This is a genomic window from Lysinibacillus sp. S1, assembly GCF_044986265.1.
GTDB lineage: Bacteria > Bacillota > Bacilli > Bacillales_A > Planococcaceae > Lysinibacillus > Lysinibacillus capsici.
Genome location: NZ_CP173154.1, coordinates 377,229 through 401,809, shown reverse-complemented (window position 1 = coordinate 401,809; position 24,581 = coordinate 377,229). Strand labels below are relative to the sequence as shown.

Genomic DNA, 24,581 nt, shown 5'->3' with positions numbered 1-24,581 from the left:
ACCTCCAAATAGGCATTGATCCAACGAGCTGTCTTAATCACTCATAATGGTGTTCCACCTTAGCATCTATCGCCAAGTTCTCATCATGAGTGATAAAATAAAGGGACGTTTGCTTCTGAAAAATCCTAAAGAAATGGGGATATGAATGACTGTATTACAAGAAGTATTTGATCACTACCTAAATATCAAGTTTAATCGGGGTTTACCAGCCGTTCAAATGAAGGACTTCGAATATGTTTTATTAGAAGATACTAGCGCAGAGCTCTTTTTTATTGATCACGAACAGGGGACATTTTTGGAATGGGCAGAGGCATTTCAACCACAAAATCCTCATTATGTTCAAAAGCCAGACTGGCAGCCTATGCTTACATCTTGTTTCAAGCAGCTAGATGTTTATGATGAGCAAGTTTGCTATTATTTGCTCTACACAATAAATGCAACGACTAGAATAATTCCACGGAACCCGTATAACAAAATGAATGATTTTATGAAAAACTATTGCTTCTTTCAACTTGCTCAATTAGAGCATGTTACGATACTCAGCAAAGAGCAGAAACAACAGTTAAAGGACTTTTTATTCTTTTTCTATCTGTATAGCCATCCAGTGAACGAGGAAACGCTTTATGCTTTTTCGTTCAAAGAAGGAACATTAATTCATGCTAAAACGAATATCAATATGGAGCAATATTTTTCTCATTATCATGATTATATWTGTCARCATAAGCAKGACAGAGCATTGTTAACACCACATGAGATAAATGCTTGCAAAAAGCTGACAATCGAACTTTTGAGAAGCATCGAAGGGAAATCAAADAGACTCGTTATGCCTTTTGAAGATGGCATAGAGTACCTACATCTAATTAATAATGTAGATGATTTTTTACATATGTTTAATCAAAATAATAAGGCATTCTATCAATTGCTTCATAGCTTTTTATTCGATCATCAATCGAATCCTTATCGTGAGCATTGCTTTAGTATGCTATTACAGAATTATGTCACTTATATTTTGACTTTTCACTTTGATGACCTTATTCAGTTARTAGCGTATTTCCATGACTTACCATCAATAGGTAGGATGATTATCAATAAAATTTTTGTCGATACCATCTTTATGCAAAAAATATTGAAAGAGGCCAATATTAACCTTAATAATTATCCAACGATCATAGAGTTTTTTGACGAGGATGCTAGAAGCATATATCTTGATGAACAGTAAAAGGAGACAAGGAAATGACCAACACAACTGGCTGGAAACAGAATGCACAAAATCGCACATTTATTGCTTCATTTAKTGGTGGCAAGGATAGTGTTTTAGCTTTATATAAAGCATCACAGGTGGGCCAAGCAATGGGGCTCATAGTGATGCTAGAGGAAGAAGGGAAACGTTCAAGGTCCCACGGGATGCCACCTGCGCTTATCCAGGCACAAGCTGACTCTATTGGGCTACCAGTCTATACTGCTGCAGCAAGCTGGGCGGATTATGAAGAAGTATTTGTAGGTTTATTAGTAAAGGCAAAGCAGCAGGGAGCTGAAGTATTAGTAACAGGAGACTTAGATATGCCTGCACATGGCTGCTGGCACGATAAAGTCACTAAAAAGGTAGGTTTAAAGCTAGGCATGCCATTGTGGGAGATGAACCATCGTGAGGCTGTCGATGAATTTATTCACTTAGGATTTATTACAATGATTGTCACGGTCAACCTATCCTTGGGCATGACGGAGGACGATTTAGGGCGAGTGCTTACCCCTGAATATGTAAAGGAGCTTGAAGCCCGTAGCATTGACCCATGCGGAGAAGGCGGCGAATTCCATACGACCGTCATTGATGGCCCTCTATTCAAGCAGTCAATTGAGGTGCGTAAAGGTTCCGTTATAAGAGATGGAGACTACGCCTTTTTACCCTTAGAGCTAGCATAAATTCACATCAGAAAACCTTTATTGGGATGCGCAATTCATGTCAATAAGGGTTTTTCTTTTAAGGCGTATTGTTATTCTGTTACATGAATCCATAACAACTGAAGTTAACAAATGAATAATTACCCGAAAGTACATAGGCTCCTCCTCTGTACTTTTTTGTATTTTAGCTAGTTTTCCTTGTAGGTATAGAACTCCTACCACTTTGACCAAAATAGTATTTGACTGGACACTATTTGGTGTCATATAATTAAGACACCAATCAGTGTCCTATTAGAAAGGGTGGTGGTTTTGAATAACAATCATCAAGAGCGTGACGTTTATGTAGCCATTGCTGACCCAACAAGACGAAAGTTGATCCGTTTATTGGCAGAGGTAGATGAGTTACCGCTTCACGAATTAACCGCTCAATTTGATATGGGGCGTACTGCTGTCTCGAAACATTTAGCCATTCTAAAAGATGCAGGCCTTGTTCTTGCACGCAAGGAAGGTAGGGAGACGAGATATCGATTGAATGCAGCTCCATTGAAAGAAATACAAGATTGGGTATCGTTTTATGAAGGTTTTTGGAAAGAAAGAATCGCGAAATTACATCTATTATTGGAGGAAAAAAAATGAAACCAGATGTATCATTAGATTTTAAATTTACAAGTTMCATCGAACAAGTATGGCATGCTTTAACAGACTMAGATACACKAGCAAAATGGATCTGGAACAATGACTTCCAACCAATCGTAGGACATAAATTCCAATTCCGTGCTGAACCAAATGAATGGTGGGACGGTATTGTAGACTGTGAGGTACTGGAAGTGGAAGAGCCTCACAAATTATCTTATACTTGGACAAGTGCTGGCGAAACAACAACAGTTACATGGACATTAACACAGGTAGCAGATGGTACGACTCAGCTTCATCTTGATCAAGGTGGCTTCAGCGAAGAAACAAAGGCACGTCAAGGTGCAATCGAGGGAGCAAAATATGCTTGGACAAATATGAGTGCACAGCTWRAAAAAATATTAGCGTAGAATAAATAAAATAACAGCAAGAAGAGCGCAATTCCGTAGCAAGAATTGTGTTCTTTCATGTTCAGTCTCATCTTTTAATTTTCTTAAATGGAAGGATAACTAAATGAAAATTAATGAACTAATTGCCAATAATATTAACCGTCTAGATGTCGTTTTATCCGACGATCAATCTTTAGCCATAGCAGGTTTGTCTGGTTCAGGGAAGACGACATTTTGTCAAACGATTGGAGAAGAATCCAAAAAACGTCTTGTTTCTTTATTGCCAAAGGCTGAATATCAATATTTGTTTCCAAACATTATGGAAACGAACTTCAGTGCCATCAAAATGGAGGACATGCCCCTTGTACTTTTTCTAGGAAAATCCTCAATCTCTAGCAATCCACGTTCCACAATTGGTACGCATACAGGTGTTTTTAAAGAAATTCGTAATCGATTGGCAGATGAGTTTCAGCTATCGCCAGAGATGTTTTCCTTTAACAATGCGTTAGGCTGGTGTCCTGCATGTAAGGGGCGAGGCACAACAAAAAATGTAGAATGTAAAAAATGTTTGGGTAAGCGCTATAGTCCAGAAGTGGAGCAGTATAAAATCACTTTATGGAATGAACTCTATAGTATTTCTGATATTCATCATTTAAGTATAGAGGCCATCTATTCCTTATCAAAAGAATTAAATATCAGTGAAGAAAAACAGCATATTCTGCATAATATTATGCAAATGAATATTGGCTACTTAACCTTAAATCGTATTATGGGGACTTTATCAGGTGGAGAATTAACAAGGCTGTACTTAGCAGAATTTATGGCAACAAGCGAAAACACCGTGATTATTGTTGATGAAATTTCTGTGGGTCTGGACCATAACACCTTACTAAAAATTTTAGAGCAAATACAACAGCTAGGTGCTAAAAACCAAATTTGGTTGATTGATCATTCTGATACTGTGTTAGACACGGCAGACGAGCATCTATTCTTTGGACCAGGTAGTGGAAAATACGGAGGAAAAATCGTTGAAGAATCTCCACGACCAAAGCCTATTTATTGGGAACGAAATCCAGCAGCACCAACATCCTATTATCAATTCCGAGATTTATATTGCCGTAATATCCAAATGGATGCAATAGACATTCCACAAAATCGACTTGTTACCTTTACAGGAGAGTCTGGTTGTGGGAAATCAACGCTTGTTAATGAGTGTATTGCTAAAGATTTTATCAAACGCTATCCAAAGGACAAACTCGTGATGGTTGGGCAAGATCGTAACCAATCCATTACGAGTCGTTCCACTGTCGCGACATTCCTTGATATTAAAAAGAAACTAACAAAATATAGTGAGGACATTGATGATATTTTCCAACGCTCGATTGAAGATATAATCAACGAACTACCTAATGAGGATATCGCACATAAACGCTTAAGCTTATTGATTAAGCTTGGACTAGGCTACTTAACGCTTGAGAGAAAAACGCAATCTCTATCGACTGGTGAATTCCAATGTGTGCATCTAGTTTCAGAGTTATTTGCCAACGCTCGTAATTCCCATACATTATTTATTTTTGATGAGCCTTCTAAAGGGCTATCTCAGAACATTTTAAACCAATTCATCGATAGTGTCAGGGACATCCTAGAGGATGAATCTATCTCCATCATCATGATTGAGCATAATGCCTATATGCTGGAAAGCTCTGATTTTGTTGTTGACTTTGGCAAAAGACAGCAGGAGCCTGTAACACATCTAAATGTAGTTAGCCATGAAGATTATTTTAATCAGGATAATCATTCAATGGGTTCAACTCCATTACAAATCACATCTACACTCGCATTAAGGCAGGGCATTCAATACTTAGAAGACAACCATATTAGCTATTTCAAAAATGCGGAAAATATATATAAGGGTGGCATCTTAAAAAGCTTATCTTCCATGGCTCGTCTGATTTACGGTGAATATGAATCAAACAAAATTGCCCCAGTTGTTGCCATTGATTTGGAAAGACATTTATATAGCCAATATAGCTTCMTGTATGWAATAGGTGGCCTAATCAATCATATTGTGGCTGCTCATCCAACAAATAAGGATACGAGAAGCTTCGATTTTTATAGCCAAGAAAATCATTGCCCTAGCTGCTCTGGTCGATTGGAAATTGAAAAATTCGATTTTGATCTTGTGGTACAAGACAAAAACGTGCCATTTTGGGACGGCCTACTACATCCCGATATAATGGAGGTTTTAAAATACTATCAACATTCTAAATTAGAATTTCTCTTTGAGCAGATTAAAATAGAGCTGGGTCAGGACATTAGTAAAAGCTATCATGATATGACTGAGGAAGAGAAGCATACATTTTTATATGGTTATTGGGACAAATCCTTTTATGATAAGGCAACGAAATCCTCGAAAAAGTGGGAGGGCTTTAATTTTATCATTGGTCGTTATATCGTGATTTCAAAATCCATTATTAAAGAGCAAATGAAGGAAACAAGAGAAATGGTGCCATGCCCAATTTGCCATGGGACTGTGCTCAACCACCAAAAGAAATTACGATTTGGGGACACAGATATTCGTGACGTAATTCGCCAGCCGCTTGATGAAGTCATCAACATTGTAGGCAACTTACCACAGCTAGAAAAAATCAAAGCCATCGTGGGCGGAGACATGTCACTGCTACAGGATGTTTCCTTATTACCAAGGGAAACACAGGTATCCCTAAAAATGCTGGAATTAGAGCTAGCAAGCTTTGTCGGCTATGAAATCGTACTACAAAATGCTTTTCCTTTTTKGGCCAAAATCAAAGATAATCTAGAGCGCATCAGCCATAAAAATCAAGTGACCATCTGTGATTTTGCCAATATACAGGAGACAAGAGAAACCWTCAWCGATCAATATTTTACGAATGGTAAATATAAAAAACYAACATATGTATATGAAGCATTTGGCTACAAGAAAATCGTAACCMAAATCAATAAAGTCAAAGCCAGTCATTCCTGTCCATTCTGTAAAGGGAAAAAGGTGCTCTCTGAAGATGGACTGCATGATGGAGTCCATAAATTAACCGTGCCCTGTGTAAGCTGTGGCGCAAGTGGCATTAATGAGGAGGGACGCCAGCAAATCGTTGATGGCATTGATGTGGAAACATGGCTAACTGGTACTGTAAGCGATGTTGTTACAGAGGGCTCCCATCTTGAGGCCGTTGCCAATATTCCTATTTTTAATCGTATACGCGAATTGAATAAGCAGGAAATGATGGCAGTCTATCAGTTCCTTCAATCAAATCACTAAATCATCAAACCCATGTGCTTCGGCATATGGGTTTCTTTCGTTGGACTAGAATTACTCACTCATTTTTCCACAAAAATTCATAATTCGTGTCATCTTTGATTACTATAAAGATAACAGTAATGGTAGTAAAAGGGAGGACATGGTTTGGTAAAAAAAGTGCTGTTATTCGGGGATATTGGTATTGATGATACGGTGGCATTGATCTATGCACGGCTTAATCAAGAAATAGAAATTGTGGGACTCGTTGCAGATTATGGCAATGTATCGCGAGAGGATGCGGTATCCAATATTTATTATGTCATGAAATTGTTCGACTTCCCTCAAGGTATTCCTGTGATCTTAGGAGCAGAAGTACCCTTAACAGGAGAGCAGCCGACCTATTACCCAGAAATTCATGGTGAACGAGGTCTTGGACCCATCATCCCAAATGATAATCACGAATTAAAAATTGAGAACTTTTTTGAAATCGTCAACATTATTGAAAGGTATAAGCATGATGAGCTAATTATTGTTAATATTGGGCGATTGACCTCACTAGCCACGATGCTTATCCTTTATAAAGAGCTTATGAAAAATATCAAGGAATTTTATATTATGGGTGGAGCATTTTGGGTGCCAGGTAATGTAACGACAGTGGCTGAAGCGAATTTCCATGGTGATCCCTTTGCCGTTAATATTGTGCTTACCTATGCAACGAATGTGACAATCATCCCTTTAAATGCGACACAAAAGGCCATTGTCACACCTGGGATGGTGGACTATATTGACTCCTTTGGCAAAACAAAAATTCTAAAGCCCTTAATGGAATACTATACACGTTTTTATAAAGAACGGGACCCCTCACTTCTAGGAAGTCCCGTGCATGATGCGTTAACACTAATGGCAGTCATTTATCCTGACATGTTTATTTATGAGTCCTATCCTGTAACCGTTGTCGACAAGTTAGAAGGACCTGCAAGGGGGCAAAGTATTGCCGAGACAAGACCTTATGAAAATAATAATGGCGAAAAAAAGCATCGTATTGCCTTTGATATTCATTATGAACATTTTTTCCAAAACTTTTTATCGGTTATGACAGGGCAACCATTTCACTAGTTATTCAAAAACACCATCCCTTAAAATTGTAAAATCAACATGGACATTTACCTTCATGTCTTTATATATTTTTTGCCATTTATCCTTTGTTAGCTTAGAATGTCTTACTTCGCTTCGATATTTCTCACCAAAGCCAAAGATATCAGACTCAACTTCCTGACTATGAGCAATCACTCTACGTATTTCCTTTGACAATTTTTTCTCGATTGCTTTTTCCAGTGCCGCCACACTTTTTGGGTCCCCTTGATTGATATCAGGGTACACCTCTAATACTCTCGATTTGATTTTGATGTTCAGGTCAAATGTTGGCGTATCCGCATCAACTAACATCATTTCTCGTTTCGACTGGATTGCATCAAAGGCTACCGTTATTTTATTGGCAGGCTTTTGAAGAATTTCGGAAGGTACATCTTCGTTTTCCAGAACGGTTTCATATAAACCTACTTTAAAGGTATCTCTGACAATCTTTACGTAAAAGCTATCTTTTGCTGGAAGGGTACTGACCATTTTGCTGCCTTTAAAAAGTGCTATCCCACTTAATTCCACCAGCTCGTCATCTCTTTTAATAATAGGCATGGCAAATTCTTTTCCAGATGAATAATAATCGTGGGCAATTTGATGAAGTGTAGAGGAAATCATATATTCCTGCTTGRCATTTTGTTMAATCAMCYTAAAAATATGCTGCCMAMTMTCCTCAATATTTTGATATTCGTATTTCAGTAATGTTTCTGTTTCMCCTTCCACAATAGCCATAAAGATCCCATTGCTGACACTAGCATTTTCTAGGTTTGTATCAATATAATAGCGAAGGTCTTTTTTTGCCAATTCCTCTCCAAATAGGATGACTCTCATTTGACCAACCATGATTTTTTTCGAAAGCTTACGATTGGCTTCCATCCGATTTCCTTTACTCGTATCGTTTTCTGTAGACAGAACTTCCACATTACTTTGAAATTCGGGGTTTACTTCACGAATAACAGCTGTTGTCTTTATTTTATCCTCTGTTCCTACATCATAGCCGACTAAAGTAGTTAATCCAACTTTATCCAAAATATTGGTTTGTGCACATCCATATAAAAAAACAAAGGATAGAAAAATCATCCATCTTCCTTTAAGTTTGTTCATTCTTTTTCACCTTCTTTGATGTGAAGTTCTTCTTTAGTCGTGCTATTGGCCAAAGTAAAATAGGGTAGACAAAGATTACGTAAAAAGCAATCTGTCCAAACACCGTGTTAATTGTATTAATCTGTGTCCGTGTTTGAACCAATAATGTTCCAATTAAAACGATGAATGAAAAGAGCCAAACAAATGTCTTTTCACTTATCGGGAATAAACGAATTGCTCCGCGGTACGCAGCCCATAAGTATAGACATAGATTCGGTAAAATGATTAGCATCCAAAAACAAACAGCTACAAATTCAAAGCGTTCCATAAAGGGGAAGCTAATAAAACTAAATAATGTCAAGGTTGCCCATATCGTTTTCAATAGCTTGCCCTCACTGTAATAAGCAATGGACACCAGCATCACGGCTAAATAGATGATGGTTGTAGCTAATAGTCCTAAATGAACAGGTTTTCTGATTTTTTTCTTGTCTTTTACAAAGGGGTAAATCACGTTTAGAATTTCAAAGCCGATAATCGTAAAGGTCATTGATTGTGCCCCTTTTAAAATGGAGCGAATATCATTTTCTAAAATAGGGAGAAGACTTTCTACTGTAGCGTATTTCATCGGAAATGCTAGCATTGGGAAAATCCATAAGGAGAGAATGATACTAAAAAAAGACACGCCTACAATGACGCGAAGCCCTCCCGTAAAGGCATAAATAATAATAATTAATAAAGTTGCTGACAGGAACCAGGTCTCAATGCTAGGAAAAATCCATGCTTGTATAACTTCAATATAATTTCGTAAAACTGAAAAGAACGCTACGGAGCAATAGATGACATAAATTGCATTTAAAAAATTGCCAATCCATTTACCAAAAATATCAATTTGAATTCCGTAAAGATCATCAGAGCCGTAAATTTCTAACGTTTTAATCATACAAAACGTAACAAGATGTGTAGCAATCCCAGCCAGTAGAACAGAAATCCATGCATCCTGTCTAGCATCCTGATAGATAATGCGTTGAAATCCCTGTATACCAACCCCAATTTGAGCACCGTGTACCACAAAAAAAMGCAAATAAGCATTAATCATATCTTTAGGGCTAAGTTGTATAGGTTTTGCCATTTATTTCACCTTCAGTTCAACTTTTATCAGGTTTCACTGGCTCTGGCACAAATTTATGTTCATCCTTTGGTCTTGTCAAAGCAGGTCTTTTTGATGTTAATGGGACAGGCATTCTAATAATACTATCCCGCATTTCCTTCAACCTCGGTGGATAGAAGGGAGACATATACGGAGCACCCAAGCTTGACTGACGTAACAAATGAATCAGAATAAAACAAAAAGCCAACATGATACCATAAAAACCCCAAAATCCTGCAAGTATAATAATAGGGAAGCGAATAAGACGAATCACATTGCCCATCATATAACTTGGCGACGTAAAAGAGGCTAGAGCACTTAACGCAATGATAATCAGCAATATATTACTGGTAAWCCCTGCCTGTACAGCTGCTGTTCCAATAACGATACCACCAACGATACCGATTGTTTGTCCTATTTTAGTTGGCAATCTGGCTCCTGCTTCTCTCAGTAGTTCAATAATAAATTCCAGCAGCAAAGCCTCAAATATGGGCGGGAAAGGAACTAAAGCCCTTGATTCACTTAATGGTACGAGAAAGGCTTGTGGAATCACTTCATAATGAAAGGTAAGAGCTGCCACATAAAATGGTGTTAAATAAACAGATAAAAAGAAGGCAGCCAGTCGTAATAAACGAAGAAAAGTAGCAATTTGCCATCTTAAATTTTGATCTTCTTGACTTTGAAAAAACTCAGTAAATCCTTGAGGGGAAACGATAGCCATTGAACTACCATCTACGAGAACCCCAATTTTTCCATCTAAAATGCCATCACAAAATCTGTCAGGTCTTTCTGTCAATAGCATTTGTGGAAAGACAGATAGTGAATTATCATCAATCATTTCAGCTAATACGGCACTATCGATAAGCTCATCGATATTAAGATCTTTGATTCGTTGACGCATTGTTTGAACCATTTGATCATTGGCAATGCCACGCATATATAAAAGAGAAACAGAGGTACTTGTCCGTGTACCAATTTTTACTTTTTCATTACAAAGATTAGGACTCACTATGTAGCGACGAATCAAGGAAATATTGGTAGATAGACTCTCATTAAATCCAACCTGTGTACCAATTACCTGCGATTCATTCTCAGGCGCTGACAATGCTCTAGACTCTCTGCTAGCGATATTGGCTAAAATAGTCTGCGGGAAGCCACCTATGTGAATCACAACATGACCATTGACCATCAATTCTACGGTTTCCCTTAGTAGACTGGATTGACTGACTTCTGCAATAGAAAGGGCCATCTCAATTGCCTCGGGTGTATCGTGAGGCTTGCACTGTAAATTAGCAATAATATCATTATTTAAAGTCTGATCATCGATCAAATTATCGATGTAAATAAGGGTGACGTTTGGTGGAAGAGATTTAATAATTAAATCTGCCGGATGATTAGTAGCATTTTTAATCGATTGAATAAAATGATCTGTGGCATGTGCAACTCTCACAAGATTTTCTTTAGGCGCCTCTTGAACTGGTTGTTGTTGTTGTTTGTTGAAAGGTAGTTTAAATTTCATAATAAATGGTAGGCTCCCTTCATTGCTAACTTCGTTTATAGAATAGGCTTTAAAGGGGCATTCTATACTTATTTCAGTTATTTTCATCATGTAGACATATCYAACAAATAACGGTAATATWATAGTAATCTTAAWAACAKAAGGGAGAYTAGCTTTTTTATGCTAAAACTAATTATCGCMAATTAAATTYAATGAATTTAMTAWAGGGGTTATTCTATAATTTTTTTTAAAATTATAGGGTCTATTTAGTAATGCCCTTTTGCGATAAAAGAGAAGCATAATGATGTCTAATCCACAGTTATATTTTGTATAACAAAGGACTTTATGAGCTTGTTCTCATAGGGTCTTTTTCTGTTTTTAGGAGGTGATGATTCCCACAAAAATTAGCGATTGAAACAKAAAATAGGAGGGAATAGACGTGGCAAAATATGAATTAGTTAGTGATTATCGTCACAATGAAAAATTAAAGGCAAGTTTTAATGATTTAGCTATGAAAACATTTGGTTTGGACTTTCGAGGCTGGTATAACAAAGGCTATTGGAATGACCAATATATTCCTTACTCATTTGTACAAGCAGGAAAAGTAATTGCGAATGCTTCTATTTATAAGATGTCGATTCGCGTAAATGATGAGCGATTAAAGGGAATTCAGATTGGTACAGTGATGACGGATGAACATTATCGTCATCAAGGCTTGGCAAAGCAGTTGATGCTGCATCTCATGAAAGAGTACGAAGATGCCTGTGATTTCATGTATCTCTTTGCCAATGAAACAGTACTAGATTTTTATCCGAAGTTTGGCTTTACGCGAATCCATGAAAGTGAATACAGCTTAGATCTTACCACAAGACCTATTCAACCAAAGCAGACCAGCGTCCAACAGCTGACAATTGAGCAGAATCTAGCACTTCTTGAAGAGTATGCAAAAAATCGTTATATCCATTCTAGTATGATTGCTGTTGAGGAAAATGAAAGTTTATTAATGTTTTATTTTACGTTAGTTTTTCCTCATGCTATTTACTATTTAGAAGAATTTGACACAATAGTATTAATGGAGGAGGAGGAAGKGGTATTAAATATTTATGATATCATCTCTTTACAGGCAACAAATGCAGAGACTATATTAGCAAGCATTATTAAGGATACAACAAAAAAAGTAGTATTCTATTTTACACCTGACTTTACAATCGAAGGCATGACAGCCACCATCACCACAAATGATGACGATGCCTTATTCATTCTCTCGAAAAAGCCCTTCTTACAAGGGCACTTTATGTTTCCTTTAACATCCCATTGCTAGGTTGGGTTTCAGAAGGCTGTATCGGAGCGTTGTGAATTAAAGAATGAGCGCGCTTTTGAATAAAATATGAGCAACTCCTGTCCCCTTGTCCTTTACCAAAACAGACTTTTTTAATTGACACTATAAATATTGGGCAATTCTCTATAGAATGGTATATATAAAGTAATTTTACTAGGAGGAAAAAATGTATACAGTTGGAGTCATTGGCCCTAATTCATCTGTAGAGCGCATCATTCAATTAGGCAAAGAATACGAAATGACTATGAATTTCGTAGCATTTCCCTATCATGATTTTCATGAAACCGTAAATATCGTAAAGGATAATCATCACGCTGTTGATGCATGGTTTTTTTCTGGCCAAATTTCGTATATGGTTGCGAAAAATACGTTACAATCAGGTGAAAACTTAGTTTATATTCAACATACTGAATCCGGCATTTATAAATGTCTATTGCATATGGGCTTTTATCAGGGAGAATTTTTGAACAAGGTAAGCATTGATGAAATCACGACTTCACACTTGGAGCAAGCCGTCAAACAGCTAGATTTTGCGCCTAAAGAAATCTATGTGAAAACATTTGATGTAAATACCAGTACAAAAGAATTAATGGATTTTCATATCGACTTATGGAATCAACAAAAAACAGCAGGTGCTTTGACTTGCTTTGAAGCTGTTTATCGCGGGCTGAAAGAGGCAGGTGTCCCTGCTTATCACATTTCCACTACAGATATGGAAATCCGCCAAACATTACGAATACTGGAAGAAAAACTCAGAGCCTTCTATTTTAAGGATACACAGATCGGTGTGCAAATTATCGAAATCGAACATTTTGATAAAATCTCTGAAAAAGCGAAGAGCTCCTATCATTTACAGTATTTAGAATTAAAATTGAAGGAAACGTTATTGCGATTTTGTGAGCAACTAGATGGCTCCTTGTTAGAAAAAGGAAATGGTCGCTATATCATTTTTAGTTCGAGAGGAGCCATTGAACGTAAAATCAAGGATTTACAGGATACCATCTATCAGCTATCACATGAATCCCATACAACAGTCACTGTCGGAATTGGCTATGGGGTAACTGTTCACTCTGCGGAAATCAATGCGCAGCGAGCCATCCAGCTCTCCAAAGAGAAATCGGAGCAACCAATCGTGATTGTCCAAGAAAATGGAACGATTACTGAATCGGCTGGTGAAGAAGATGAAGTGAGCTTTTCATACCGTATTAATGATGACATTTTATTAGAGAAATTAAAAAAAGCAAAAATTAGTTTAAAAAATTACAGTAAATTATACACACTTATTAAAAAAATGAATTGGCAGGAATTCACCATTAAAGATTTAGCAGCACATCTCTATTGGGATGAAAGTAATGCTAGACGCATTTTAGCCAGTTTATGTGAGGTTGATCTCGTCGAATACACAAGGAAAGACGCACAAATATCCAGAGGACGACCAAGTAAAATTTATCKTTTGAAATAACCATCTAAGTGAGATGGTTATTTTTTTTGTAAAAAAGTGTTGAAAAATTCAAACGATTAAAATAAAATCATTTTAAGGTAAACACCTTTTAATAACCTTTAATTAATGGTGCATGAAAAATGTGTGCAATGTTTCATCATCTAGAAAGGAGCACAATCTATATTAGTCACCTACACTACATTGCACTGCAGAGTAAAATATGTAAATTTTTTCTGTCAAAACGTCATTTTATTGAAGCGTCCAAATTAAAAGGGTCATACCAATATTCTCTTTTCAGAGAGGGGAACATTCATGAGTCAAGAACAATATTTGAAAAAGAAAATGGGGTTTTGGTCACTTACAACATTATCTCTAGGGGGAATAATAGGATCTAGTTGGCTCTTTGGACCATGGGTAGCTGCTAAATTAGCAGGCCCGGCAGCCATACTTTCTTGGATTATTGGTGCGTTTGTTATCACACTCATAGCGCTTGTTTATGCTGAATTAGGAAGAGTAAAACCTGAAACAGGGGGCCTAGCAAGATATCCGCTTTATTCTCACGGAAAAATGCTTGCTACCGTTACTAGTTATTCAATCTGGTTTGGCTATTGTGCTACAGCTCCCGTAGAATCATCAGGTGTTATTCMATMTGCCAATCAGTTTTGGCCAGGGTTATATGATGTAGGAAAAGAACAACTGACAACATCAGGTATTCTTGCAGCGATGGTTTTAATGATATTCTTTGTTGTTTTCAATTATTTTGGGGTGAAATTATTCGCAGTCACGAACAATATCATTACAACAATTAAGTTTATAGTCCCTGTACTAACAATCATTGCATTTTTTATGACAGGCTTTCATCCAGAGAATTTTTCAAGCCAAGGATTTGCACCAAATGGCTATAGCGCTGGTTTAAGTGCCATTTTAACAACCGGAATATTTTTTGCTTATACTGGGTTTGGCAACGTCATCATGATGAGTGGGGAAGTTGTGAACCCTAGAAGAAATATTCCACTTGCCCTCATTACATCATTAGGTGTTGCGGCAGTATTATATGTGTTACTTCAAATTACATTTATCGGCGCAGTTCCAACAGAAATGTTAGCGAATGGTTGGAGTGGCATTAAATTTGATTCACCATTTGCTAATTTAGCAATGATGGCTAATATGGTTTGGCTATCTTGGATTATTACAGCTGATGCGATGGTTTCGCCAACAGGTTCAGCTCTTACTTATACAGCTGGTACGTCAAGACATGTATTTGGTATGGCGAAAAGTGGATTCCTACCATCTTATTTTGGAACAATTAATAAAAAATTCGGTGTTCCAACACGTGCACTTGCACTCAATTTCCTAGTAGGATTATTATTTTTATTCCCACTSAAAMGCTGGACAGCTATCGTTGCGATTGTAGGAGCTATCGGTATTTTTAAATATGCTTCAGCATGTGTAACGGTTATGGTTTTCCGTAGAGTAGGKCTGACAAAAAATAATGGGCTACCTGGTATGCAATTCATTGCGCCAATGGCATTCGTTTTTGCCACACTGCTTATTTATTGGACAAATTGGAGTAAGGWACAGCTAGCCATTACTGGATTAATAATAGGTATTGTTTGTTATTTAGTAATTTTCTTTATTCAAAAACACCAATCAGTTGAATTTTTTGGTGGTATCTACATTATTATTTATATTTTAATGCTTGTATTGATGTCTTTCTTAGGGAATTTCGGTGGGAAAGGTATCATTCCTGACCCTTATATGTCCGTAATTGTCGCTATATTTGGCTTAGCCTTTTACTATTTTGCTGTTTACAATGGTGTCTGGTATATGCGTAAAAGAGGAAATATTGAGGAATTACAGGAAAGCATTTCTGAAATATCATAACGTTTAATAGATTGATTGAAGGAGAATGAATGATGAAGCTTTGGGGCGGTCGCTTTAGAAAAGAAGAAAACAAATTAATGGAAGATTTCAATAGTTCATTAAAGGTGGATCAAAGACTTTACAAAGAAGATATTAAAGGCAGTATTGCCCATGTCCATATGCTAGTACAATGCAATTTATTGACTGAGAGGGAAGGACAAGATATTGAGAATGCACTTCTTTCCATTTTAGAGGATATTGATAATGGCACATTACAAATTGAAGGAAATTATGAAGATATTCATAGTTTCGTAGVGTYGAATTTBACTCAABGGATCGGTGACACAGGGAAAAAACTTCATACAGCGAGAAGTCGTAATGACCAAGTAGCAACAGATATTAGACTTTATGCAAAAAACAAGGCGTTTGAGGTGATTGCCTCAATTGAAGCGTTACAACAGAGCTTAGAACAAAAAGCAAAAGACAATAACGTTATGATGCCAGGATACACACATCTTCAACGTGCGCAGGTTGTAACGTTTCAACATCATTTGATGGCTTATTATCATATGTTAAACCGCGATAAAAAAAGAATTGTGAAAGCGATAGAAATTATGAACGAAAGCCCGCTTGGATGTGGAGCATTAGCAGGAACTACTCATGCGATTAACCGTGAGATGACARCTATTGAGCTAGGCTTCTCTAAGCCTGTAGATAATTTCTTAGATGGAGTAAGTGATCGCGACTATTTATTAGAGTTAATGTCAGATTTTTCAATCATTATGATGCATTTAAGTAGATTAAGTGAAGAGCTTATTTTGTGGAGTAGTCAAGAGTTTAGATTTATTACGATTGATGATGCCTATTCTACTGGCAGCAGTATTATGCCACAGAAGAAAAACCCTGATGCCGCTGAGCTGATACGAGGCAAAACAGGACGTGTATATGGTTCACTGACTTCCCTCTTGAAAACAAAAAAGGGCTTACCACTTGCTTACAATAAAGATATGCAAGAAKATAAKSAKCCATKTTTMGATGCATTGGACACCGTATTATCTTGTCTACAAATTATGTCAAAAATGATTGCTACGATGAAGGTGAACAGTGAAAACATGAAAAAAGCAGTCAAAGGAGGTTTTCTGAATGCAACAGAGGTCGCTGATTATTTAGTGAGCAAAGGCGTTGCGTTCAGAGATGCACACAGCATCGTGGGTTCCATCGTTATTTATTGTGAAGATCATGACAAAGCCATTGAAGATTTAACAATGGATGAATTGAAAGAATTAAGTTCGTTCATCGATGACGATATCTATGACTATATTGACTATCAAAATATTTTAAATAAGGGGATTAAAGTAGGTTTATTATTATAATGAAGCAGGGAAAACGACTTTGTTGAAATGCATGACGGGCTTCTAGGGTGGAAAAAAGGCAAGGCATTCATTGAGGATGTACCACTTAAGCAATGGAAACGAATCGGTTACGTCCCACAAGCTCATAAAAGGTAGCAGAAATTGAAGACAAACACATTGTTCAATTATAAAAATGTGTTTGTCTTTTTATCTATTTTTCTATTTTTAAATTAAAATTCAAAAAATCTACAGTCTGAGGTTGAGAAATTAATTGTTCACACCATATCTTCTACATTTAAATATTTTGTTTCACAGTAATAGCCTTTGCCGCCAACATAAACTTTTTCTATTTCATTCTTGCTATTGGTTGCTAATTTCACTAATATTTCGGAAGGCGAATGTAAAGAATAACCTTGTTCAAATACATAGATTTCTTTTTGCAAGTGATGCTGTTCATAAAGGTAGCAAGCTAATGCACCGTTTGAAGTTCCAGTCGCTGCTTCTTCATTGATGTCGTATAGTGGAGCAAAATTTCTGCATATGATTCGATCGTCATTAAACGTATATACATGCATCCYCACAACWTCATAATACTCGCTGATTTCTTTAATCTTGTCAAAATTAGGTTGCAGTGCATGTAATTGTGTTTCGCTTGTTATCGGAATTAAAATATCTTTTAAGCCCGTGGAAACAATTTGAATTGGGTATTTATTGTCTATATCTTTAATGTCAAAACAGTCGATAAACTCGTTTGGAGATATAACATCATAGAATATCGGTTTGTTTTGTTCCATGAAAATGATGTCATCTTTTATGGTAATAGTAAGAACACCGCTGTTTGTTTCAATCGTATAGCGATCTTTGAAAAGTTTATTTAAATGCATCAGTATCGTGAAAGCGCCTATTGTGGCATGTCCACATAAATCTACTTCTTCCTTAGGTGTAAAATACTCAAATTTATAATCAGCCATTTCCGATGCTGATATAAATGCGGTTTCCGCATAGCCCAATTCTTTGGCTATTGCCATTTTTTGAGTAGTGGTCAATGTATCCTCATTAAATACCACTCCTGCTTTATTCCCGCCTTGATGATCCTTGCTAAATGCACTTGCAACATAAACGGATATTTTCATAAAACATCTTCCTTCCTCATTTATAGTGAATTGTAGCATAAAAAGAACTACGTAAAAATGTTGTTGGGTAAATTTGCTAAAAAGCAAGAGACAAACTATTTTAGCATCTGACATCTTCAAAAATAGAATGTCTACTGTTTGAAACACGGTTTAAAGACGCCTTACTTCATCTACTAGGAAGAACGCGAATAGTAGCTGATTTCGTCTTTGTTTTAACCTTTAACGTCAGACCCATGATAATGATGATGATCAATAATAAGGTGAAAAGGGCGACGTCAAATGTATTCGTCATATYTTTGATGACACCAACAAGCATAGGAATGATGCCGCTAATGATATAGCCACCGAATTGAATCATCGCTGTCCATTCACTTGCCTCTTTTGGTGTAGTCGTAGCATCTAAAGGTAAAATCATTGCTAACGGGAATAAACCACCAGCACCGATCCCTGTCAACGTCGCACAGAAAATTGGCGAGATGCCGCCCATAATTAACATCAAAATGCCAATAAAGGAGCTTGAAGCACAAAGTAGCATCCAAGGCTTTCTCTTGAAACTATTATTTATTAAGATGGGGATGATAAAGCTACAAATCATTTGCATGACAGAAAAAATAGTGACCGTTGTTGCAGCGTAAGCGTCACTATATCCCATATCCTGTACTTTTGGAGCGAGGCATGTCGCGAGGGAATAATAAACGCCAGATTGTAAACCGAACATGACCATAAGGAGCCAAACATATCGGTTTCCCCAAGGTAGTCGACTTTTTTGACCTGTAGATTTCTCTAATGACTCTTGAGTTTGCTTGGATTTTTTGATAATTGGAATCCAAACAATAATACCCATAAAAGCAAATACCGACCATATTGCTAAAGCTGCGTTCCATGATTGATGAAAAGCATGCATAGCAGGCACAACTAAACCAGCACTTAATGACGCTCCAATTCCCATACCCGCAGAATATACACCGATCATCGTAGAAGAATATTTAGGAAATTCCTTTTTGATATAGCCTGAAATCAGTGGACCTGTAATAGCAATACCTATCCCACTAAGAATAGCTGTTACTAATAAAAATAAAGGAAAAGTTGCCACTAGCCGTAAAGCTGTTGATACACCAATTAATAAAACGGATAACCCAATCGTCCATTCGATACCCCATCGTTCACTTAGCTTGCCAGCCAATGGTGCAAAAATCCCCATACAAAATACGGGAAGTGCTGTTAATAAACTTACAACAACACTTGTCATCTGCAAATCCATTTGAATATTTTTCAATACCGGCGAGATAGATGTGATCGAAGCTCGTAAATTCATAGATAGTATAAACAAAGAAAAAACGCTCCAAATAATCGGAAAGTTTTTTGATTTCGCCATTACTGAAAWCACCTCTTTTAGTTATTATTTGATATACTATAGTTAACTTTTAAATTAAAAAAATAAACTATAATTAATCGACTTGTATACTATAATATACTATTTATACAAAGTCAATGGGAGGGGTGCGCAGAATGCAGGAGGAAAATATCGACTTATCTGGMCAAGTTGGAGGAAATTTACGGGAAATTCGAAAAAGCAAAAGGATGAGTTTAGAGGAGCTGGCGAATGTCAGCAATGTTAGTAAATTGACGTTAGGGAAAATTGAACGAGGGGAAACGAATCCGACTGTCAATATTCTTTGGAAAATTTGTAGAGGGCTTAATATTCCGCTTGTCGCTTTACTATCTTTTGAAGAAAATATAGAGGTTCATCGTTTTGGCTCAGACTACCAATTCGCAGGTCATAATAACGACTGGTTTGTTGATCCATTATTCAAAGCAAATGGAACTGAGTGGTTTAGAGGTCGTCTTGAACCGAATAGTGAATACAGCGAGTGTCACCTAGCAGGTTCCGAGGAAATTGTGCTTGTATTAAATGGGCAATTGGAGCTAAAGGTCGGAGAGAAAACCCATCAGCTAAACCAATGGGATGTCATTAAATTCAAGGGTGAAGAACTTCACACGTATATCAATCACTCGGATGAAAAAGTACATTTAATGCTGTCATTAACATATACAACCCCATGATTGTTCTACAATAATCAAGCAGAAGATGATCCTATTTTGGGGAGGAAAAAATAATTCTGATTATCGATTTCATCATTGTTTATTATTTTCATGAATATCAATAAAAGCTTGTAAAGGATGTGCTATACGCCAATCATTTAAAAGAAGAAATCGATAAAATTGGCATTATAAAAATAAACATTGATAAAGGCAATCCTATATTTATCCCATTCAATCAATCTCACAATGATTACTTGATATCACAATGAATGAAAGTGTGGACTCTTACTTTGATGGTGAAAATTTCAAAGAATTGTTGTTTACCCTCATTGTCTTTTGACTATATATCATGCGTTTCCATACAAAAATCGTCCTTACTAAGTTAAGTAAGGACGATTTTTTTCTATTTAGATATAACCCCAAATCATACATAATAATGTTCCGAAAATGGTCACGAGCGCAATGATTAAGCCATAATAAATATTGGTATAGATGGCTGGTTTATCATTTGTTTCACCAGCATGCATAAAGACAACTAACTGCAAGCCTGCCTGAATAAATGCTGTGACTAATAAAATAGTCATGGTAATTGGAAAAGATAGATTGAAAAAATATACACATGCCGCAATGATCGTAAGGATTATGGACACACCAAACCCCATGACTTGCTTCATCGGGAATAAATCACTCATGTTACACCATTCCTTTCAAGTAAATGAAGCTGAAAATAAAAATCCAGACCACATCTAAAAAGTGCCAGTATAAAGAGAAGATAAACGATTTATTGGCTGTTTCTGGTGTTAAACCACGTTGGATGAGCTGATAGACGATGAACATTCCCCAAAATACCCCAAAGGTAACGTGTGCACCATGTGTTCCTAATGTTGTTAAAAGGGCAGCCGTAAAGGCACTCGTCTGTAAGCTCGCACCAACATGAATATAGTGCATAAACTCGTAAACTTCAAAACCAATAAATACGACACCGAGTACTAATGTCAAAACATAAAACCATATCATTGCTTTCGTATAGCCCTTACGCATAGCATGTATACCTAAGCCAATGGTAAAGCTACTTGTTAAAAGAATAAACGTTTCAAATAAAACAGGTGTAATTTCAAAAATCTCCGCTCCTGTTGGACCATTCCCAGTACGGTCTACTAAAACAAAATAACCTGCGAATAATGTGCCGAAAAGCATAATTTCAGCACCAATAAACACCCAGAAGCCTAATATATTCAATTGATTTTGCTGAGTACTATATTCTAAAGGAAGTGATTGATCGATTTTCATAATTGACTACCTCGCAATTTCGATTCCGTTGCTTTCACTTTTTCGACAGGTACATAGTGTCCTGGATCTTTTTCCAATGAACGGTGAGCCATGCAGATAAAAATACCAATGGTTGTGAGAATTGTTGGTATCCACATACCAAAAACAAAGGAGAAGCCCCATGCAAAGAAAATACAGCCTAATATGAAAGGTACACCGCTATTATTCGGCATATGAATCTTTTCATATGGCTCTGGGAACAGTTCATGCTGATGATATTTTGCATCCCATAACGCTTCTGTTGAAATCACGTGTGGAACCTTGGCAAAATTATAATAAGGCACAGGGCTTGGTGTAGCCCACTCTAATGTGCGAGCGTCCCATGGATCCGACCCAACATTCCTTGGTGAATAACGAATACTGTAAATAACATTGTAAACAATTAAGATAAAACCAATTGTTAAGCCAATTGCACCGATAAACGAAATCATATTCCACAGCCCGAAACCAGTAGAGGCAGAATAAGTGTACATACGGCGTGCTTGTCCATCTAAGCCAGAGACAAACATTGGCATAAAGGCTAGCAGCGTACTGACGGCAATAATCCAAGCCGTCCACTTGCCGATTTTTTCATTCAACATAAAGCCAAACATTTTTGGCCAATAGTAATGTAAGCCAGCTAGCATAGCAAAGACAACACCAGGAATAATCACCATATGGAAGTGGGCAACCAAGAACATTGTGTTATGGTATTGATAGTCAGCGGCTGACATGCCAAGCATTACACCCGTTACGCCACCTATTGTAAAGGTAGGAATAAATAACATGGAGTAAAGCATTGGCGTTGTAAAAACAATTTTTCCTTTCCAAAGGGTGAATAACCAGTTAAAAATTTTAACCCCAGTTGGGACGGCAATAGCCATCGTTGTAATCGAGAAAATACTATTTGTTAAAGCACCTTGTCCCATCGTAAAGAAATGATGTGTCCATACTAAAAACGAAAGGAAGGAAATGATTACCATGGAGCSGACCATTGATTTATAGCCATAGAGATTGCGTCTTGGCAGCGTAGAGATAGTATCAATAGACAGCCCAAAGGCAGGTAAAATCAGGATATAAACCTCAGGATGCCCCCAGACCCAGAAAAAGTTTGCCCACAGCATATCCATACCACCATCGGATGTTGTGAAAAAATTAGTAGCAAATAGTCGGTCAAAAGTTCCCATCGTTAAGGCAACCGTTAAAACCGGAAAGGCAAAAACGATAATTACGTTTGCTACTAATGAAGACCACGTAAACATCGGCATTTTCATAAGTGTCATGCCTGGTGCTCTCATTTTAAGTATCGTCACAATCATATTAATACCAGTAATTAATGTGCCAAGACCTGAAATCTGTAAGGCAAATAAATAATAGTTTGTTCCTACAGATTGGCTAAATTCATTATTTGCTAGAGGGAAATAATTCGTCCAGCCAGCATCAGGGGAGCCACCTATAACAAAGGATATATTTAGTAGCATGGCCCCCATGAAAAATAGCCAAAAGCTTAGTGCATTCAATCGCGGGAAAGCAACGTCTCTTGCACCGATTTGTAAGGGCACAATATAATTCATAAAGGCCATAATAAAAGGCATGGCCATAAAAATAATCATGACTGTTCCATGTGTTGTGAAGATTTCATTATAATGCTGCGCATCAAGTAATGTATTGTCAGGTACAGCCATTTGGGCGCGCATCATAATCGCATCTGCTCCACCACGGAAAAGCATCAGAAGGGCAGAAATTAGATACATAATACCAATACGTTTATGATCAACGGTTGTTAACCATTCACGCCAAAGGTAGCCCCATTTTTTAAAGTAGGTTAAGCCAACTATAATTGCTATCACCGTCAGTCCAATCGCAACCATCGATGCATAGATAGCTGGGCTTGGATGGGGTATAGCAAATCGTTCGAAGTACTCCATATGACTATGTCTCCTTTTAATTAATGATCGTTTTGTTGAGAAGCATGATCTTTAATGTGTGATGTGCCATGCTGATGTCCACCATTCTCACCCTCAGGGGCTGGCAGGAATGTTAAATGTGTACCAGTGTAGGTTGATTGGCCAACGTGTCCTGGTTCTAGCAACGTATTAAATTTTTCTTCTGTTAATGGTTCAGCTGTTGCTTTTACTTCCTTCACCCAATCATCAAACTCATCCTGAGTCACTGCTGTTACGTTAAACGTATTTTCAGCGAACCCTTTACCATTAAAGTTTGCATTTCTCCCCATATACTCCCCAGGTAGATCCGCAGCCAGATGCAATGTATTCACCATATCGGCCATTGCATATTTTTGACCACCCAGTTGAGGAATCCAGAAACTTGTAATTGGTCCGTAAGAATAAAGTTTAAATTCGATAGGACGCTCTGCAGGAATATACAAATAATTCACCGTTTCAATATCTTCCTCTGGATAGCTAAAATGCCATTTCCAGTTCGATGTTGAAGCATAAATGATTAACGGCTCTTCCTGTTTGTATTTCTCTGGTGTAGATTCCACCTTATAGTTACTTTCAACAGAAATAAAGGATAGGTACGCTACAATTAAAACGGGTATACCTACACAAATGATTTCCACCTTTGTACTCCCTTTAATGTGGGGAGGCTTATAGTCAGGGCTTTGCTTAGATGCACGAAATTTCACTAACATATAAGCTAACAACACAAAAACAATGAGTACGATAAAGGACATAATCCCTATCGAAAGCATAATATCTTTGGCTTGCACTTGAGCTTGAGGTCCTTTTGGATCTAAKRYTAACAATGGGTCACAGCCTGTTAGCATAGTGACAATAGTGGAAAGACCAATTAATCTGAGCCAACTTTTTTTCATAAACAAACCCCTTTAACTGTTTCATTGAAGTGCTATAGGCTACTACGGGTTTGTATGGAATTCGATTCACAATTGATTTTTATAATAGGGGGACTTCTTTTGAAAGACAAGGCGTTTTCCAAGATAACACAGAATGTTCTCAAACGAGAAAAATAATTTCAGTATAATTTTATAGAGGGAAATGCGCATCAAATAAGGGCTTT

20 protein-coding genes are annotated in these 24,581 nt (G+C 37.1%); 11 read left to right on the top strand and 9 right to left on the bottom strand.

The window, feature by feature from the left end; translation table 11 throughout:
• Positions 1-145 precede the first annotated feature (145 nt).
• From ACHZEU_RS02050 to ACHZEU_RS02025, 6 genes are all read left to right on the top strand, one after another.
• Entirely contained in the window at positions 146-1,219 is a 1,074-nt protein-coding gene (locus ACHZEU_RS02050; RefSeq protein ID WP_404803944.1) for a hypothetical protein, read from the top strand.
• Positions 1,220-1,233: 14 nt separating this feature from the next.
• A complete protein-coding gene (locus ACHZEU_RS02045; RefSeq protein ID WP_404803943.1) occupies positions 1,234-1,920 on the top strand; it encodes a diphthine--ammonia ligase in 687 nt (228 codons plus the stop codon).
• Positions 1,921-2,208: 288 nt separating this feature from the next.
• On the top strand, positions 2,209-2,535 hold the full coding sequence (locus ACHZEU_RS02040; protein ID WP_048392816.1) for a helix-turn-helix transcriptional regulator: 327 nt from the start codon (positions 2,209-2,211) through the stop codon (positions 2,533-2,535).
• Positions 2,532-2,942: an SRPBCC domain-containing protein gene (locus ACHZEU_RS02035; protein WP_404803942.1), complete on the top strand. Its 411-nt coding sequence runs from the start codon at positions 2,532-2,534 to the stop codon at positions 2,940-2,942. The genes ACHZEU_RS02040 and ACHZEU_RS02035 overlap by 4 nt, the downstream gene beginning before the upstream one ends.
• A gap of 103 nt (positions 2,943-3,045) precedes the next feature.
• Positions 3,046-6,216 (top strand): ATP-binding cassette domain-containing protein, encoded by a 3,171-nt coding sequence (locus tag ACHZEU_RS02030; RefSeq protein WP_404803941.1) that lies wholly within the window; start codon positions 3,046-3,048, stop codon positions 6,214-6,216.
• Positions 6,217-6,360: 144 nt separating this feature from the next.
• A complete protein-coding gene (locus ACHZEU_RS02025) occupies positions 6,361-7,311 on the top strand; it encodes a nucleoside hydrolase (RefSeq protein ID WP_048392810.1) in 951 nt (316 codons plus the stop codon).
• Here ACHZEU_RS02025 and ACHZEU_RS02020 read toward each other — a convergent pair whose 3' ends face one another.
• The 3 genes from ACHZEU_RS02020 to ACHZEU_RS02010 are packed head-to-tail and all read right to left on the bottom strand — an operon-like array spanning position 7,312 to position 11,081.
• The gene (locus ACHZEU_RS02020) at positions 7,312-8,436 is read right to left on the bottom strand and encodes a Ger(x)C family spore germination protein (RefSeq protein WP_404803940.1); all 1,125 of its coding nucleotides are present in this window, start codon (positions 8,434-8,436) and stop codon (positions 7,312-7,314) included.
• Positions 8,423-9,544: a GerAB/ArcD/ProY family transporter gene (locus ACHZEU_RS02015; protein ID WP_404803939.1), complete on the bottom strand. Its 1,122-nt coding sequence runs from the start codon at positions 9,542-9,544 to the stop codon at positions 8,423-8,425. Before ACHZEU_RS02015 ends, ACHZEU_RS02020 begins: the two co-directional genes overlap by 14 nt.
• Before the next feature lie 16 nt (positions 9,545-9,560).
• The gene (locus ACHZEU_RS02010; RefSeq protein ID WP_404803938.1) at positions 9,561-11,081 is read right to left on the bottom strand and encodes a spore germination protein; all 1,521 of its coding nucleotides are present in this window, start codon (positions 11,079-11,081) and stop codon (positions 9,561-9,563) included.
• Positions 11,082-11,499: 418 nt separating this feature from the next.
• Here ACHZEU_RS02010 and ACHZEU_RS02005 point away from each other — a divergent pair, with 418 nt between their 5' ends.
• The 4 genes from ACHZEU_RS02005 (at position 11,500) to argH (ending at position 17,076) form a co-directional block, all read left to right on the top strand.
• On the top strand, positions 11,500-12,381 hold the full coding sequence (locus ACHZEU_RS02005) for a GNAT family N-acetyltransferase (RefSeq protein ID WP_404803937.1): 882 nt from the start codon (positions 11,500-11,502) through the stop codon (positions 12,379-12,381).
• 184 nt (positions 12,382-12,565) lie between these two features.
• Positions 12,566-13,861 carry a hypothetical protein gene (locus ACHZEU_RS02000; protein WP_404803936.1) on the top strand — a complete coding sequence of 432 codons (1,296 nt, stop codon included), beginning with the start codon at positions 12,566-12,568 and terminating at the stop codon, positions 13,859-13,861.
• Between the two features lie 291 nt (positions 13,862-14,152).
• Positions 14,153-15,724 (top strand): APC family permease, encoded by a 1,572-nt coding sequence (locus tag ACHZEU_RS01995; RefSeq protein ID WP_404803935.1) that lies wholly within the window; start codon positions 14,153-14,155, stop codon positions 15,722-15,724.
• 29 nt (positions 15,725-15,753) lie between these two features.
• Positions 15,754-17,076, top strand: a complete 1,323-nt coding sequence (argH, locus tag ACHZEU_RS01990) for an argininosuccinate lyase (RefSeq protein WP_404803934.1) — start codon at positions 15,754-15,756, stop codon at positions 17,074-17,076.
• A gap of 254 nt (positions 17,077-17,330) precedes the next feature.
• Here argH and ACHZEU_RS01985 read toward each other — a convergent pair whose 3' ends face one another.
• The gene (locus ACHZEU_RS01985; protein WP_404803933.1) at positions 17,331-18,188 is read right to left on the bottom strand and encodes a PhzF family phenazine biosynthesis protein; all 858 of its coding nucleotides are present in this window, start codon (positions 18,186-18,188) and stop codon (positions 17,331-17,333) included.
• A 166-nt stretch (positions 18,189-18,354) separates the two neighbouring features.
• On the bottom strand, positions 18,355-19,563 hold the full coding sequence (locus ACHZEU_RS01980) for a CynX/NimT family MFS transporter (protein WP_404803932.1): 1,209 nt from the start codon (positions 19,561-19,563) through the stop codon (positions 18,355-18,357).
• A gap of 134 nt (positions 19,564-19,697) precedes the next feature.
• On the opposite strand from ACHZEU_RS01980, the gene ACHZEU_RS01975 reads away from it, so the two are divergent.
• Positions 19,698-20,252: an XRE family transcriptional regulator gene (locus ACHZEU_RS01975; RefSeq protein WP_103118130.1), complete on the top strand. Its 555-nt coding sequence runs from the start codon at positions 19,698-19,700 to the stop codon at positions 20,250-20,252.
• Positions 20,253-20,638: 386 nt separating this feature from the next.
• On the opposite strand, the gene qoxD is transcribed toward ACHZEU_RS01975, so the two are convergent.
• The 4 genes from qoxD to qoxA are packed head-to-tail and all read right to left on the bottom strand — an operon-like array spanning position 20,639 to position 24,378.
• Positions 20,639-20,923, bottom strand: a complete 285-nt coding sequence (gene qoxD, locus ACHZEU_RS01970) for a cytochrome aa3 quinol oxidase subunit IV (RefSeq protein WP_036079092.1) — start codon at positions 20,921-20,923, stop codon at positions 20,639-20,641.
• Between the two features lies 1 nt (position 20,924).
• Positions 20,925-21,521: a cytochrome aa3 quinol oxidase subunit III gene (gene qoxC / locus ACHZEU_RS01965; protein ID WP_048392792.1), complete on the bottom strand. Its 597-nt coding sequence runs from the start codon at positions 21,519-21,521 to the stop codon at positions 20,925-20,927.
• Entirely contained in the window at positions 21,518-23,467 is a 1,950-nt protein-coding gene (gene qoxB, locus ACHZEU_RS01960) for a cytochrome aa3 quinol oxidase subunit I (protein ID WP_404803931.1), read from the bottom strand. The genes qoxC and qoxB overlap by 4 nt, the downstream gene beginning before the upstream one ends.
• Positions 23,468-23,487: 20 nt before the next feature.
• Positions 23,488-24,378 carry a cytochrome aa3 quinol oxidase subunit II gene (gene qoxA, locus ACHZEU_RS01955; protein WP_404803930.1) on the bottom strand — a complete coding sequence of 297 codons (891 nt, stop codon included), beginning with the start codon at positions 24,376-24,378 and terminating at the stop codon, positions 23,488-23,490.
• Positions 24,379-24,581 lie beyond the last annotated feature (203 nt).